General features: G+C 62.4%; 13 protein-coding genes. All 13 read left to right on the top strand.

Translation table 11 applies throughout. The features are described from left to right. Window positions 1-1,384, top strand: a 1,384-nt coding sequence (locus tag AC3XYG_RS32175; RefSeq protein ID WP_489143967.1) for a cbb3-type cytochrome c oxidase subunit I, incomplete at its 5' end; no start/stop codon positions are given. After that, on the top strand, window positions 1,381-2,010 hold the full coding sequence (gene cyoC, locus AC3XYG_RS32170; protein WP_489143966.1) for a cytochrome o ubiquinol oxidase subunit III: 630 nt from the start codon (window positions 1,381-1,383) through the stop codon (window positions 2,008-2,010). The genes AC3XYG_RS32175 and cyoC, both read left to right, overlap by 4 nt. Then, window positions 2,007-2,381 carry a cytochrome o ubiquinol oxidase subunit IV gene (gene cyoD / locus AC3XYG_RS32165; protein WP_489143965.1) on the top strand — a complete coding sequence of 125 codons (375 nt, stop codon included), beginning with the start codon at window positions 2,007-2,009 and terminating at the stop codon, window positions 2,379-2,381. Before cyoC ends, cyoD begins: the two co-directional genes overlap by 4 nt. Window positions 2,382-2,945: 564 nt before the next feature. After that, complete coding sequence (locus AC3XYG_RS32160) at window positions 2,946-3,992, top strand: outer membrane beta-barrel protein (protein ID WP_489143964.1); 1,047 nt, start codon at window positions 2,946-2,948, stop codon at window positions 3,990-3,992. 610 nt (window positions 3,993-4,602) lie between these two features. Next, complete coding sequence (locus AC3XYG_RS32155; protein WP_489143963.1) at window positions 4,603-5,199, top strand: MlaC/ttg2D family ABC transporter substrate-binding protein; 597 nt, start codon at window positions 4,603-4,605, stop codon at window positions 5,197-5,199. A 196-nt stretch (window positions 5,200-5,395) separates the two neighbouring features. Beyond that, window positions 5,396-6,412 (top strand): hypothetical protein, encoded by a 1,017-nt coding sequence (locus AC3XYG_RS32150; protein ID WP_489143962.1) that lies wholly within the window; start codon window positions 5,396-5,398, stop codon window positions 6,410-6,412. A gap of 331 nt (window positions 6,413-6,743) precedes the next feature. Then, window positions 6,744-7,718 (top strand): LysR family transcriptional regulator, encoded by a 975-nt coding sequence (locus AC3XYG_RS32145; RefSeq protein ID WP_489143961.1) that lies wholly within the window; start codon window positions 6,744-6,746, stop codon window positions 7,716-7,718. A gap of 1,025 nt (window positions 7,719-8,743) precedes the next feature. Then, entirely contained in the window at window positions 8,744-8,914 is a 171-nt protein-coding gene (locus AC3XYG_RS32140; RefSeq protein WP_489143960.1) for a hypothetical protein, read from the top strand. A 122-nt stretch (window positions 8,915-9,036) separates the two neighbouring features. Continuing rightward, window positions 9,037-10,296, top strand: a complete 1,260-nt coding sequence (locus AC3XYG_RS32135) for a cytochrome P450 (RefSeq protein WP_489143959.1) — start codon at window positions 9,037-9,039, stop codon at window positions 10,294-10,296. A 66-nt stretch (window positions 10,297-10,362) separates the two neighbouring features. After that, complete coding sequence (locus AC3XYG_RS32130) at window positions 10,363-11,373, top strand: polyprenyl synthetase family protein (RefSeq protein WP_489143958.1); 1,011 nt, start codon at window positions 10,363-10,365, stop codon at window positions 11,371-11,373. Between the two features lie 113 nt (window positions 11,374-11,486). Further along, a complete protein-coding gene (locus tag AC3XYG_RS32125; protein ID WP_489143957.1) occupies window positions 11,487-12,602 on the top strand; it encodes a styrene monooxygenase/indole monooxygenase family protein in 1,116 nt (371 codons plus the stop codon). Then, complete coding sequence (locus AC3XYG_RS32120) at window positions 12,599-13,840, top strand: PqqD family peptide modification chaperone (protein ID WP_489143956.1); 1,242 nt, start codon at window positions 12,599-12,601, stop codon at window positions 13,838-13,840. The genes AC3XYG_RS32125 and AC3XYG_RS32120 overlap by 4 nt, the downstream gene beginning before the upstream one ends. A 4-nt stretch (window positions 13,841-13,844) precedes the next feature. After that, the coding region (locus tag AC3XYG_RS32115; RefSeq protein ID WP_489143955.1) for a methyltransferase domain-containing protein at window positions 13,845-14,304 on the top strand (460 nt) is incomplete at its 3' end.

Here is a 14,304-nt window from a genome sequence, read left to right as displayed (position 1 = left end):
CTCCGGCGTCGGCACGCTGCTCAGCGGCATCAATCTGACCACGACCATCCTGAAGCTGCGGGCGCCCGGTATGGGCTACATGCGGATGCCGGTGTTCTGCTGGACGGCGCTGGCGGCGAACCTCCTGATCGTCGCCGCCTTTCCGGTGCTGACCGCGACCTTCGCGATGCTGCTGCTCGACCGGTATTGCGACTTCCATTTCTTCACCAGCGACGGCGGCGGCAATCCGATGATGTACATCAACCTCATCTGGATCTGGGGCCATCCGGAAGTCTACATCCTGATCCTGCCGGCCTTCGGCGTGTTCTCGGAGGTCATCGCGACCTTCTCCGGCAAGCCGCTCTTCGGCTATCGCTCCATGGTGATGGCGACGATGGCGATCTGCGTGCTGTCCTTCATGGTCTGGCTGCATCACTTCTTCACCATGGGTGCGGGCGCCGACGTCAACGGCTTCTTCGGCATCATGACCATGATCATCGCGGTGCCGACCGGCGTGAAGGTGTTCAACTGGCTGTTCACGCTCTATGGCGGGCGGATCCGCTACACCGTGCCGATCCTCTGGGCGCTCGGCTTCATGGTGACCTTCGTGATCGGCGGCATGACCGGCGTGCTGATGGCGATCCCGCCGGCCGACTTCGTGCTGCACAACAGCCTTTTCCTGATCGCGCATTTCCACAACGTGGTGATCGGAGGCGTCGTGTTCGGCGTGTTCGCCGGCTACACCTATTGGTTCCCGAAGGCCTTCGGCTTCCAGCTCGACGAACGCCTTGGCAAGGCGATCTTCTGGTGCTGGTTCATCGGCTTCTATCTCGCCTTCATGCCGCTCTACGCCCTCGGGCTGATGGGCGCTACTCGGCGCATGCAGCATTACCCCGATGCCCATTGGCAGCCGCTGATGCTCGTCGCCCTGGCCGGCGCGAGCCTGATTTTCATCGGGATCGGCCTGACGGCCGCCCAACTCGTCGTCAGCATCCGCACACGTGAGCGCCGCCGGGATCTCACGGGCGATCCCTGGAACGGCCGCACGCTCGAATGGTCCACGGCGTCGCCGCCGCCGGCCTGGAATTTTGCCTTCCTGCCGCCTGTCGAGGGCACCGACGCCTATTGGGCAGCCAAGCAACAGGGGCAGTTCGCTCCAACAGGCCCATACATCCCGCTGCATCTGCCGCGCAGCAACCCGACCGGCTTCTTCCTCGCGTTCATCGCCGTCGTGCTGGGCTTTGCGCTCATCTGGCACATCTGGTGGCTGGCCATCGCCGGCCTGCTCGGCTCGCTCGCCGTTGGTCTCCGCCAAGCGTGGCGGAAGGACACCGAGAGCGAGATTTCGGCGGCGGAGGTGGCCGCCTTCTACAAGTTACAGGTGCCAGGGGAGATTGCAGCATGAGTGTCGTGGATCAGGCCGTGCCCGATGGCCGTTCCGTAGTCGTACCGCTGGCGTTGCGCGGCCCCGCACCGACCCGGGTCGTGGTGGGCTATGGCTTCTGGCTGTTCCTGCTCTCGGACATCATCATCTTCGCCGTGTTTTTTGCCGCCTACGCGGTGCTGTCGGGCGAGACGAACGGCGGTCCGTCGGGAGCGGAGTTCTTCGACAAGACCAACGTCTTCATCGAGACGGCCTGCCTCCTCGCCTCCAGCGTCACCTGCGGCTTCGCCTCCCTGGCCGTGCAGCGCTGCGACAAGCCCGCGGCTTTTCTCTGGATGATCCTCACCTTCATTCTCGGTGTGGCCTTCGTCAGCCTGGAACGCGGGGAGTTTGCCACCATGCTCGCCGCAGGCAACGGGCCATCGCGCAGCGCCTTCCTCTCTGCGTTCTTCACCCTCGTCGGCACCCACGGCCTCCATGTGACGGTCGGCCTGTGCTCGCTCCTGGTCATGATGCTGCAGATCGCAACGCTCGGCTTCCTGCCGATGGTGCGGCGACGCTTCTTCTGCTTCAGCCTGTTCTGGCACGCCCTCGACATCGTCTGGATCGGGGTTTTCACGATCGTCTATCTGGGAGCACACCGATGACCGACCAAACCGAGGCGCAAGGCCAGGCCCCTGGCATCAGCGAGCATGGTCGGACCACCGGGCGGACCTATCTCATCGGGCTGTTCTACGCCGTCGTCCTGACGCTCGCCTCGTTTTGGGCATCGTCAACCGATCTCGTCTACGCACCCGGCGTGCCTGTCCTGCTGGCGGTCCTTGCCGTGGCCCAGATGGGCGTCCACCTGGTGTTCTTCCTGCACATCTCGAGCGCGCCGGACCAGACCAACAACTTCCTGGCGCTGGCCTTCGGCATCTTCGTCGTCGGCCTCATCGTGTTCGGGTCGATGATCATCATGGCCAATCTCAACCACGCCATGGTGCCGATGGACCGGCTGATGCAAATGCAGCGCTAGCGGGTCGGTCCGGTCGGCGCGAGATCGCCACACCCCCTCAAAGATGCCGGGGGATCCGCCCAGTTGGGGGATAAAGATGCGACGGCAGGGCGCGCAGACTCCCGAAAGATCGGGTCCCGAGATTGACCTCCTGGCAGCACCGGAAACAAGAACACGTGACCATCCGCCAGACAGGAGATGCTCGATCGAGCCATGGTATGGCGTCATCGACACAGGAAATGCCATCGTAATGTTCGGGAATGATGTGTTTGATTGGAAGAAGTGGGCCCCCGGGGGGCTGACGGGACTTACGCCGCCGCCTGATCATCTCCTCATCACCCAGTTTCAGCCATCGCTCGCCTCAAATGAGCGTCGCATAGATTCTTGATGTTCGACTGGCGTACAGCCGTTGGGCAGTGTGCAACTCAGAGCAGAGTGATGTCCGTCCATAGCGTGATCCTAGGCCGCCTGTCCGTCCTATCAGCCAGCCTGCTAACGTATTCGGTCGTTGGTGCAACATCGGCTTACGCCGATCCTTTGACTTCACCCACCTTTGTTGGGTCTTTGGCGCCGAATGCGAGCCCTATGAGCTTCGATGCGGGCCCGCTCGGCAAGGTGTTTGTCACAGGTCAGTTCAGTGCTCTAGGTCTCACGCAAAGCCATGCTGTCCCGGTATCCGGCAATCCTGACAGCCTTGTGGATCTGAGCAACGCTCAGATCGAGATCCAGAACACTTCCGGCCCCCTCCAGTTCTACCTACAGGGTGGCGCCTACTCTCTGCCGTCCCTCGGCACGCCGTATCTGCGAGCCGACAAAGCGACTAGAGACAATTTCAGCTGGCTGCCCGTTGGTTATATGAAGCTGGTTCTGACCCCTGAGATCTCAATCCAGGCAGGGGCGTTGCCGACATTGATCGGCGCAGAGTATACTTTCTCATATCAGAATATGAATATCGAGCGAGGCTTGCTCTGGAATCAGGAGCCGGCAGTCAGTAAAGGTGTTCAATTCAATTATAACGACGGCCCCTTAAATGCCGCACTCTCCTTCAACGATGGTTTTGATTCTGATCGTTATAACTGGATCTCAGGTTCCATATCTTATGCGCTTACCAACTCCAGTACTCTGGCGTTCGCAGCCGGAGGCAATTTTTCGCACACATTTGATACCAAATTTGTCGCTCCAGTTCCTCAGGGCAATAGCAGCATATACAATCTAATATACACCTATGCCCAGGGGCCTCTGACAATCAGCCCGTATGTGCAATACACCAGCGTAAGGCGCAATCCTGGTGTCGGCATCGATACATCCGCCCAGACCCTCGGTGGTGCGATTCTCACCAAATATTCACTTACACCGAAATTCAGCGTTGCGACGCGCGCGGAATTCATAAAGGCCCTCGGAGGTGATTGTCATCATTCTGTAGACTGCATCCCTACCAATCTTCTGTACGGACCTGACAGCAACGCGTTGTCTTTGACCGTAACACCAACCTATCAGAGCGGAATCTTCTTCGTCCGTGGTGAGCTATCGTATACTCACGTTGGGAATGCTACCCGGGGACTTGCTTTCGGTCAGGATCAAAACAGTTCGGATCAGGTCCGCGCGCTTCTTGAGACAGGAATTCTCTTCTAAAGAAGCAGCGCGCCGCCGCCGTCCTCTCGTCACGGAGAATGGGCCGATAGTGTTTGACTGGGCATTGGGACACATTCCTCCGAGGTGGACAGGGGTCGCCGCGGCCGCGGCCACGGGTGCCGTGATCTCGACCGGAAACAGCCGATGGTCCGCAACATCAATCCGCTCGCACACACCGACAGTTCCGGGCCGAGGCATTCGCGGCAAGGCGTATCACCGCATGCGTCGCCGCTTGAGTCTGGCAAAGGCGGCTCTCATCGCGGCCACGCTCGACAACGTGACAAGCCTCGGCGCCGCTATAGTGGACATCAACCGAACCAGCGGAGCGGATGAACCGAACTCCTGCCTGGTGGACGTCGCCCGCCGCTCCCCCGAGGAACGCTGCGAGCCCCCCATAAGGGAGATGTAGCAAGCTGCGTCTCCAATACCACTTCTAACGAAAGAGTTCTGCCACAAGCCGCAGGTCGCGTGTGTGGATCGGCATGGCGGCTCTCTGTTCAACACTCGACTCCTCACCGCGGAGCGCGACCGCGGGCTTATTGCTCTGCGCAAGGTTCTCGGCGATGCCTGATCTCAGAACAACAAAGGTCCAGAAATGATCGATAGACGGATGGTGCTGACCGCGGGCGCCATGGCGACCGCCTCCCTGTCGCTGCTAGGCCTGTCGCGGCCGGCTTCGGCCCAGGCCGACGGGGCCGCAGCCTTCATCGACGGCATGGCCAAGCGGACAATCGGGATCCTCCAAGCCGGCGCCGCCGGAACGGCGCAGGGCAAGGCCGAGTTCGTCCAGACTCTTGAACAGGGCTTCGACCTGGAGACCATCGGCCGCTTTGTGCTGGACCACTACTGGAATAGCGCCACCCCGCTGCAGCAGCAGGAATATCTGGACCTGTTCGAGCGGATGATTGTCGAGACCTACTCCGAGCGGTTCCAGAACTACCAGGGCGAGACCCTGGTGGTGAAGGGCGCCCGCACCGTCGGCAACGATACGCTGGTCGCGTCCGAGATCAGGCAGAAGGACGGGCCACCGATCGAGATCGACTGGCGAGTTCACCTGGCGGGCGGCGGCTACAAGGTGGTCGACGTCATTGTCGCCCGGATCAGCTTGAACGTGGCCCGGCGCGATGACTTCGCCTCTGTGCTCGCTCACAATGGTGGCAGCATCGACGGGCTGCTGCAGGACATGCGCCAGCACGCCGGCGGCTGACGCCGAGGGCCGCTTCGCCCGGCGGGCTTGTCACGTCGTCGAGTGTTATCAAGCGTGGAACATTAGCCCCACATTGAGGGGTAATCACTGTCCCAAATTTGCTCTGATACAGTCTTGGGGGTGATTGCCTAAACGGCGCCGATGACGCGAGTATGGAACAGATCGATCTTGCCAAGACTGGACATCTGCTTGGAACATGGCCGAAGCCCGCGAATGCGAAGACGCGCTGGCTCGGCTGAAGATCACCGGCGATAGCCTCACCATTGCGCGGGCACAGATCCACTTCAGCATGCTGTGTCTGATCTCGACGTGCTATCGAAAGGTGAAGGAGCTGGTAGACAGCCACCGCACTCTGCTCCACGAGAGTCCGCGAGACGTGGTCGAAACGGAACTGGCCAGTTCGGCCTGGATGCGTCTGATTGGTGTACCCTGGTCCCTATTCTCGCTTGGGGAATTCGGCGCTGCGCTCGCGGATATGGATGCCAATATCGCCGCTTTCCAAAAAGCCGGCGATTCCTCCGGGGCCGGCTACATTCAAGTCTTTCGCGGCAACTTGCTTTTTCACGCCATGGTTTTCGAAGGTGTCCTGCGGGACTGCGGACCCGCCGCTTCCCTTCCGTTCGAACAGCGCGCTGATCGCGACACCCAAGTCCTGCCTCGTATGCGCAGGGTCGCGCTGGTCTTTTGCGGCCTGGCCGAGACGGGCCTCGGAAACATTGCCACCGCGCTCGAATATCTGCGTGTGGCAGAAGCCGAGATGGAGCGACGGCCGGTGCATCTGGACTGGTATTGGCGCCTCGCGCTGAAGTGGGGAATGCTCGGCGCCCTCATCGCGAACGGCGATCACGCCGCCGCCCTAGCGCGCGCCAAACGCCTCTGCGATCTGGCAGCGCAAACCGACGAACGGACTTGGCAGGCCCTGGCATGGGAAGTGCGCGCCCGGGCGGCCTTGGCCCATGGGGAGGTATCGGAGGCGATGGCCGATGTCGCCAAGGCCGAGGCTGTCAGTGACGGCGTGGAGGTCCCGCTGGCCGAATGGCGTGTGCATGCGACGGGCGCCGTGGTGTGCCAGGCTGCCGGTGATCTCCATCAGGCGAGAGCGCATGGTCGGTTCGGCGCGGCCTTCCGAAAACGCCTCGCTGGCGCGCTGCCGGAGGGTGACCTGCTCCGTTCGACGTTCGAGCGTCGCAGCGTAGCCCTCGCGGCGGTCTGACAACGATCCGGGCGTCGTCCGCCGCTCCACCCGAGAAACGCCGCGCGTTCCCCCAAAGGGGGGATAGGGCTGATCGACATCTTCGGGCACAGTCCACACGGCAAACGACGGATTTCCAGATGTAGACTTTGCACGTACGCGATGTTCACGCGAGTTGAGGAGCGGGAAGAGGGACGGGCAATGAAATTCGGTGCTGTTCCGCCGCTTCTCTGTGGGGCGGCAGCACAAGCACGGTCGAGATTTCGGAGGGATACATGTCTGCGACGAGATGTACGCATGTGCCGGCACAGTGCGGCGAGTGTGTCGAAACCATGATATTCGAGGCAAGCGCATGATTCCCGGCGGCGCAGCGTCCCGCGGAAATGGCGGTTTTGGAAGTGTCGGTGGGATCAGCTTAGCCTCGGTCGACCTGAATTTGCTGGTGGCGCTGGAGGCGCTGCTGGAACAGCGCAACGTCACCTATGCCGGGCAGCGCGTGGGCCTGAGCCAGCCGGCGATGAGCCGGGCGCTGGCCCGGCTGCGCGGCGTCTTCGACGATGACCTGCTGGTGCGCACCTCCAGTGGCTTGGCCTTGACGACGCGCGGCGAGCAATTGCACGAGAAGCTGCCGCTGGCCCTGGAGAAGATCCGAGAGATTCTGACACCCTCCAGCTTCAGGTCCGAGGGCATAAGGTCGAAGGTTACAGTGGCTATGCCGGAGCACCAGGCGCTGGTTCTGTTGCCGCGACTGCTGCCGCGCCTGCGCGCGCGGGCTCCGCATCTTGACATCGTCATCCACTCTATGCTGGCCGGGTCGCTTAAGCGTTTGGAGAGCGGTGAAATCGATTTCACGGTCGGCCAAGTCGACGACACGCCGCCCGGTTTCTTCCGGCGCACGCTCTACACCGACCGGTTCGTGTGCCTGCTGCGCCGGGACCATCCCTCGCTGCAGCACGAATGGACGGCGGACCGCTTCTCGGCGCTGCGTCATGCCGTGATCGCGCCGGGCTCGGAAGGCGGTTTCGGCCAAGTCTATGATGCGCTGACCAAGCTGAAGCTGCCGGACCGCGACCCGCTGATCGTGCCGAACATGATGGCGGCGCCGATGATGGTGGCCGAGACCGACCTCGTGCTTACCGTGCCGCATCGGGTCGCGCTACAGGCGTCGTCGATGCTGCCGCTGGTGGCGAAGGAACTGCCGATCGAACTTCCGCCATACGACGTCTCGCTGATCTGGCACGAACGCCGCCACCGCGACGGCGAGCATAGTTGGATCCGAGCCGAGATCGCCGCCGCGACCATGACCGTGGCCCATCCAATTTGCTGAGCGGTGCCTCCCAACCGGCTCCGTCGGTGGCCTCACGGCCTTTCCTTAAGCGCAATTCCGACCGGCCGCACGGTGCTCGTAGCCAGGCCAAGAAACGCTCATGACACTATGCGATACGGAGACTGTCCTATGCGTGAGTCTAGCAACGACCGGTGTTGCGACATAAGGCAACAGCCAGATTTGCGAATGGATGTCGCCGCGGCCACGGAGCGGGGAGGGCGGAGCCCGACAGGAGGCGCGGACTTTGCGACAGGACCGTCGAGTTATTGGGGCGATCCAGGAGCAGGGCGGATTTCGGCCCCTGAACGGTGCATCCGCTCAGGCGGCCCGGGCGAGGCCGGTGAGTCGGCATTGATAAGGACCAGCCCGTCGAGATGCCATGCGTCGCCCCGGCGCGGAGCGCGGCGCCGGATGCGGTTGGCGAAGACGCGGCCGAACTTGAAGCCCCACTCCCGCGCCGTCGCGTGACTCGCGGCAATGTCCCGGGCGGCCAACATCGCCTCCTCCATCCGCAGGCTCAGTGGGAAGTGGAGGTAATATCATTTCGCATGGCTGATCGCCTCCGCCAAATACCGGTGGTCGACATGTAAAGGGTCCCGAAGAACTCTCATCTAACCTCATGGCCGAGGTCTTCGGCACGGACAACCCGCTCGACGCGCGACAACTCGGCCGTGCCCAGCGGACATGTGTCCATGGCGGAAGCTTGATCCCCCCTCACAACGAAACCGATTCATCGCTCTCCAAAGGAGCTCTGGTGAATGCAGAAATTGTGAGAAGTTGACCTCGGAAAAGAACTTAATTTTCGCACTCCACAACATTTAAATTGTAGAGCGCTCAACGCTACGAAAATGCGACAATAATATTCATTGCACTATAAAAAATCAGTGTGGTTGTTCTTTGAATAAATTTGTTGACTCCATATTGGAGTCGAACTTATTGTTATCCTGCTTCAGGACCATTGCGTGTTTTGAAGTCTATCGATGCAGTTTGTTCAATCTCAAAATCTTTGAAATTGGAGAATGACTATGACTGACCGGATCAAGACCATGACCGCGAGCGATCTCACCGAGGACTCTGTGCTTCAGCCTCTGTCTATCGCTGCCGATGTCGTCGATTTTGACGATCTCTCTGATGAGGAGCTCGAGGCTCGCATCAGCAAGGACGGTGGTAGCGGCCGCGGCGGCACTGGCTGCTGAGCAGTCCTTGTCCAAGGCATGCCTCACCTCGCGTGAGGCATGCCCCCCTCTTGCGACGTTCGACAGGCGTACCGCCCGGCGCTCGTGGGTCCGGAAGACCATGACAGGTGGGGCTTTTCGAGATGCAGTTTCACAACCAAGAACTTACGGATCCCGCTGCGCGGCAGGATCCCATTCAACTGGTTGACGCCTTTCTGCTCGATTTCTTGGCTGGCCGGGTGCCCGACATTTACGCTCGTTATGCTGTCCTGCGGCGGGTCGGCTCAGTGGTGCGAGACCCGAGCGGCTTCATCTTGGTCACGCAGCATCGTGAGATCGCCCAGATCATTGGCAATCCAGCCTTTGCCCTTGTCGGTTCCCAGGCGTTTCCGGGGGTTGAGGCGGCGATCCGGGCTCGGCTCGATAAGTCCGGCTTCCTTGATCTGCTGATGTTTCGCAATGGAGTCCGACATCGTCGGGCTCGGCGATCCCTGTCGATGTTCGTTGGCTTCGACCGGATCGGCCGGATACGCACGGCGATCGAGGCGAAAACCGCCGAGCTGTGCAAGCGCCTGGACGGCGGAGGCTTCGACTTCGTCCAGACCGTCGCCTCGACCCTGCCTGTCACCATGCTGACGGAACTGATCGGGATCGAGCAGCACGAGATCCTCTCCCTCATAGCCCGGTCGCGGATGACGGCCGGGTTGCTGGCATCTACCCCCATGGACGCCCAAACCTTGTCTGAAAGCATCGGCGAATTTGAGAGCCTGGTCGAGCTGTTGCATCAGCGCCTGAGCAATCCGGCCCGTGGCGATGGCAAGCCTCACCCGCTCGGTGAATTGCTACAGTCAGCGGCCCCGGACGAGCAGCAGGCGATCGTTGCCGATCTCCTGGTATTGCTCGTCACCGGCTACGACACATCCAGGGCGATGCTCGGCAATTCCATTGCCGCGTTGGTCACCGACCGCGAGGCTTGCGCAAGATTGGCGGCGGATCCGGCCCTCGCGCCGCGCGCGGTGGAAGAACTGATCCGCTATGACACCCCCGGACAGATCGTCTTCCGCCACGCTGTCGAGGACACCGCGATCGGCGAATATCGGATCGGCCGGGGCGAAATGCTGGCGCTGCTGATCGGCTCGGCCAATCGTGACGAGGCGGTGTTCGACCAGGCGGACAAACTGGACTTCGCCCGGGGCAGGGGGCGCCCGCTGTCGTTCGGTGCCGGGCCGCATGCCTGCATCGGTGCTGCGGTGGCCCGAATCCAGCTGTCGGCCCTGCTGACCGGCTTCGCCGATCGTCTCTGCCATCTCGTTGTCGACGGCAGGTCGCCGCTGGCGACGCAGCACGGGCTGATGCGCGGGCATGAGCATCTGCTCCTACGCACCGCCGCATTGGTCGCATGAAGAAGCGGCCATCCGCCACCGCCGCCATGTCAAACCTTCGCCACCGTCGACCCAGGATGACAGCGAATGTTGCAGACCTCACTCGTATCCGATCAGGCATGGCTTTCCGAGCATGCCAAGTGTGCGGAGCGAGACGCCTTCGCGGCGATCAATCGCTTCGCCCAGACGCCCTCCCAGGCCGGCCTCCTCAAGACTATCTTGTCGAGCGTGCTTGATCGCGGCGGTCTCGACGGCGGCTTGTGCCGGATGGCCCTGCAACTTCCACTGCTGGTGCATTCCGGCATCAGTGGCGCTCCCGATGACGCCGTCTATCAACTTGCGGCCGCGCTGACGCTGCTAGAGGCCGGGATCTACACACTTGACCACATTGTCGACATGGAGATCGACGGCCCACTCCTGGAATTGCCGCGAGCGGCGGTGCTGCTGGGGGCCGTCTGCCTGATCTCCCATCTCCCCAACCAGGTCCTGCTTGCATTGCCATGCGATATTGAGCTATCGGCCGGCATGACGCGGATGCTCGCCGATGGTCTCGCGAGGATCGGCGCCGGCCAACTGGAGGACATCGCGACCTCCAGTTTGCAAGCGCCGCCTAGCGGAATGGTCGAACTCGCGGTCACCATGAAGACTGGCGAGCGGCGAGCCCTGTTCGCCATGTTGGCGGCGACGTTGGCGGGCGGCACGCCAGCCCAGGTGGGTGCCTATGCCGATTTTGGGCGTGCCCTCGGGGTCGCCCGCCAGCTCCGATCCGATTTGTTGGATCTGTTTGGCTCCATTCCCAGCCGCGACCTCGCGAGCCGGGTGCTGACACTGCCGCTTGTTCTTTATCTCGAACAGGAAGACGAGGCACATACCGCAGAGATGCAGAAGCTGTTGGCCAATGCTGCGAGGCAGCGGACCGCTCAGCGCCAAGTATGCGACCGCCTGCGTGAATCGGGCGTTATGCGCGAGGTCATCCGTCGGATCGAGCGTCAGTGCCAGTCGGCTCTCGCCACACTCGACCTCGCACAGCCGGCACAGCGCACTGCTTCAATGTTGCGAGATCTGGTGCTCGCGGCCTCCATCGTCGCGGCACGGTGAGCGCTGTGTCGGGAGACGCGGCCACGGAGGTCCGCTCGATCACGATCGTTGGAGGCGGCCAAGCCGGACTCATGCTCGCCATAGGATTGCGTCGGGCGGGATATGCCGTGCGCTTGGTCCAGGACAAGCCTGCGGCCGACATCGCCTGCGGGCGGGTCATGTCCAGCCAGTGCATGTTTGCGACCGCGCGTGGCGAGGAGCGGAAGCTCAGCCTCGATCTCTGGTCCGCCGAGGCGCCTGAAATCGCAGGCGTCCGCGTCGAGTCCGTGTCTGCATTGGGCTCTTCGGTGCCGGCGATCTCGTTCACCGGCCATCTGAGAGCCCCGGCGGAATCCATCGACCAGCGCCTTAAGTTTCCGGCATGGCTCGATCACTTCGAGAGTCTTGGCGGCACCCTCGACATCCGTGCGGCTGATATCGATCTGCTCGAAGCCTGCGCATGCGACAGCGATCTCGTTGTCGTGGCCGCTGGAAAGGGACCGCTCTCCGAATTGTTCCCGCTGAATTCGCGGTGGTCATGCTTCACGCGACCGATGCGGGCGTTGTCGATGGTCTATTTGCGTGGTGCCGAGGCCCCTGCAGGACCGCACTTCGTCGTTTCGACGGCAGTGCCGGGAGCGGGCGGAATCATGCAATTCCCGGCGCTCACGCATGGCGGCCCGTGCGAGATCCTGTTCTTCGAGGCCGTCATCGGCGGCCCGCTCGACATCGGTCGCTCCGACATGACTACCGACGAATTGTGGCTGGCCATGCGATCGGCGCTGGCCCCTGTCCTGGCCACGGAAGCCGAGCGACTGACCCCGGCCAGGCCCACCGACGAGAAATCCGGGCTTGCTGGGCGCATCACTCCCGCTGTGCGCCATGCCGTCGGCCGCCTGCCCTCCGGCCGTCGCGTCCTTGGTCTGGGCGACGCTGTGGTTCTCAACGACCCGCTGGTAGGGCAGGGGGCGAACAACGCGGCCAAGATGGCGGCTATCTTCCTCGACGCCATCCTGCGCCACGGCCGCCAAGCCTTTGACGAAGCCTGGATGGAGGGGGTGGCTGTCGCGGCCTGGAAGCGCGTCAGGGCGGCGACGATCTGGACCAATTTGAGCCTGCAACCTTCACAACCCCTGATGGACTTCCTGCAGCGGGCAACGTCCGATCAGGCTGCGGCCGACTGGTTTGTCCAGGGCTTCGACGAGCCGGATGCGATCCTGCCGCTGTTGCTCGGCAAGGAAGCAGCATGACGGCGACCGCCGACGAAGCCCTCCTCGCCGCGTCGCCGTCCCGGGCACTCGGAACGGAATTGCACCGGCGGCGGGACGGGAAAGGCGAGACGCTTATCGTCAAAAATCGGAGGTGCGGCCGTTACCATCGGCTGTCGCCGGCGAGCGCCTGGATTTGGTCGCTTTGCGACGGTCGACGCACGGTGGCCGCCATCGCGGAGCATGTCAGCGCAAACGGGGGACCGTCGGATGCTGAAAAGGTGATGGTGTCCGTGCGCCGACTGGCGGCGGATGGGCTGGTGGACGGCGTGAATGTTGCGGCGTCACGTCCGGACGCCGGCCGGCGCAGCGTCGCGGCGGTCTGCCGCCGTCTCCTGACGTGGCGTGTGACGATCAAGCGGGTCGATCGGTCGCTGACATGGCTCTATCGCCACATCGGCTTTGTCGCTTTTACACGCCCGATGCCGGAGCTGTTCCTCGCGCTTATGGCGGCAGGCTTTGTTGCCTTTGTGACCATGTTCTTGGTTCAACACGATCCTTTTGCCGCGTTGTCGACCCGGTGGGGCTGGCTCCTGCCCCCATTTTTCTATGGCCGTATGGTTCTGCACGAAATGGCCCATGCAATGGCCACCAAGCATTTCAGGCGCGAGGTCATCGGTGTTGGCTTCGGCTGGTTCTGGATCGGACCGTTCTTCTATGTCGACACATCGGATATGTGGCTGGCGGGGCGTCGCGAGCGGATCATCGTGAGCCTCGCCGGCGCGGCTTCGGACCTGACCATCGCCGGAGCCTGCATGATCTTGGCCCTCCTCGCCGTCCCGTCAGTCTCCACTGCAGCCTTCGCACTGGCTGGCGTCCTATACCTCATCGTTCTGGACAACATGTCCCCTCTGCTCGAATACGATGGCTACTATGCCCTCGCCGACCTCCTCGATCGGCCCAATCTGCGGGGCCATTCCTTGAATCTCCTCATCACAACGCTGCGCCAGCGCCCGATCATATGGCGCGCGCTCAGCCGGGACAGGGTCGCTGCTGCCTATGCCGTGGGGTCGCTGATTTATACGGTCTTCCTCTTGGTTGTGAGCGCCCGGTTCAATCTTATTCTGTTCAGCAACCTGCTCGGGGAGATGCCGGGATATTGGCCGGTCGTGCTGACTTGGCTGGCCACGCTTGGCCTCGGCTCGATCTTCGTATTCGGCCTTCTCAGTGACATCCGGCGGCTAGCGCGGCCCCCTGCGATCGCAAGCAACAGGAGATAAGCCAGTGTTTGCGCCTCGATTCGATTCAGTCGACGAAAACGATCCGGTTGCCTGTGCCGGCTTTCTCGACCTAGCCCTGTCGCTGACGGACGTCGAGCATTGGAAGCGGTTCAGCCATGATTTGCTTCGGCCGGGCGACGGCGACCGGGTGCTGGATATCGGCTGTGGCACGGGAGCCGACGTCCTGGCCCTGGCGCGCAGAGTCGGTGCCAGCGGGCAAGTTGTCGGCGTCGACCTCAGCCAGTCTCTGCTGACGATTGCAAAGACCCGGGCGGCGTCACTGGGGCTGCCGGTCAGTTTCCAGCGGGCGGATATCCACAGCCTGCCCTTCGCCTATGGCAGCTTCGATTGCACGCGGATCGACCGCGTGCTTCATTTTCTGCCGGATCCCGGCCGTGCTTTGCAGGAGGCCGTCCGAGTCACCGCCCCGGGTGGCCGGATGGTTGTCACGGAACCCGACTGGG

Source organism: Inquilinus sp., from assembly GCF_057815775.1.
This window is presented reverse-complemented; position numbering and strand designations above follow the sequence as displayed.

Excerpts from the sequence above, each read along its gene's own strand:
- cyoC (WP_489143966.1), top strand. The coding sequence starts at position 1,381 with ATGAGTGTCGTGGATCAGGCCGTGCCCGATGGCCGTTCCGTAGTCGTA.
- cyoD (WP_489143965.1), top strand. The coding sequence starts at position 2,007 with ATGACCGACCAAACCGAGGCGCAAGGCCAGGCCCCTGGCATCAGCGAG.
- AC3XYG_RS32160 (WP_489143964.1), top strand. The coding sequence starts at position 2,946 with ATGAGCTTCGATGCGGGCCCGCTCGGCAAGGTGTTTGTCACAGGTCAG.
- AC3XYG_RS32155 (WP_489143963.1), top strand. The coding sequence starts at position 4,603 with ATGGTGCTGACCGCGGGCGCCATGGCGACCGCCTCCCTGTCGCTGCTA.
- AC3XYG_RS32150 (WP_489143962.1), top strand. The coding sequence starts at position 5,396 with ATGGCCGAAGCCCGCGAATGCGAAGACGCGCTGGCTCGGCTGAAGATC.
- AC3XYG_RS32145 (WP_489143961.1), top strand. The coding sequence starts at position 6,744 with ATGATTCCCGGCGGCGCAGCGTCCCGCGGAAATGGCGGTTTTGGAAGT.
- AC3XYG_RS32140 (WP_489143960.1), top strand. The coding sequence starts at position 8,744 with ATGACTGACCGGATCAAGACCATGACCGCGAGCGATCTCACCGAGGAC.
- AC3XYG_RS32135 (WP_489143959.1), top strand. The coding sequence starts at position 9,037 with ATGCAGTTTCACAACCAAGAACTTACGGATCCCGCTGCGCGGCAGGAT.
- AC3XYG_RS32130 (WP_489143958.1), top strand. The coding sequence starts at position 10,363 with ATGTTGCAGACCTCACTCGTATCCGATCAGGCATGGCTTTCCGAGCAT.
- AC3XYG_RS32120 (WP_489143956.1), top strand. The coding sequence starts at position 12,599 with ATGACGGCGACCGCCGACGAAGCCCTCCTCGCCGCGTCGCCGTCCCGG.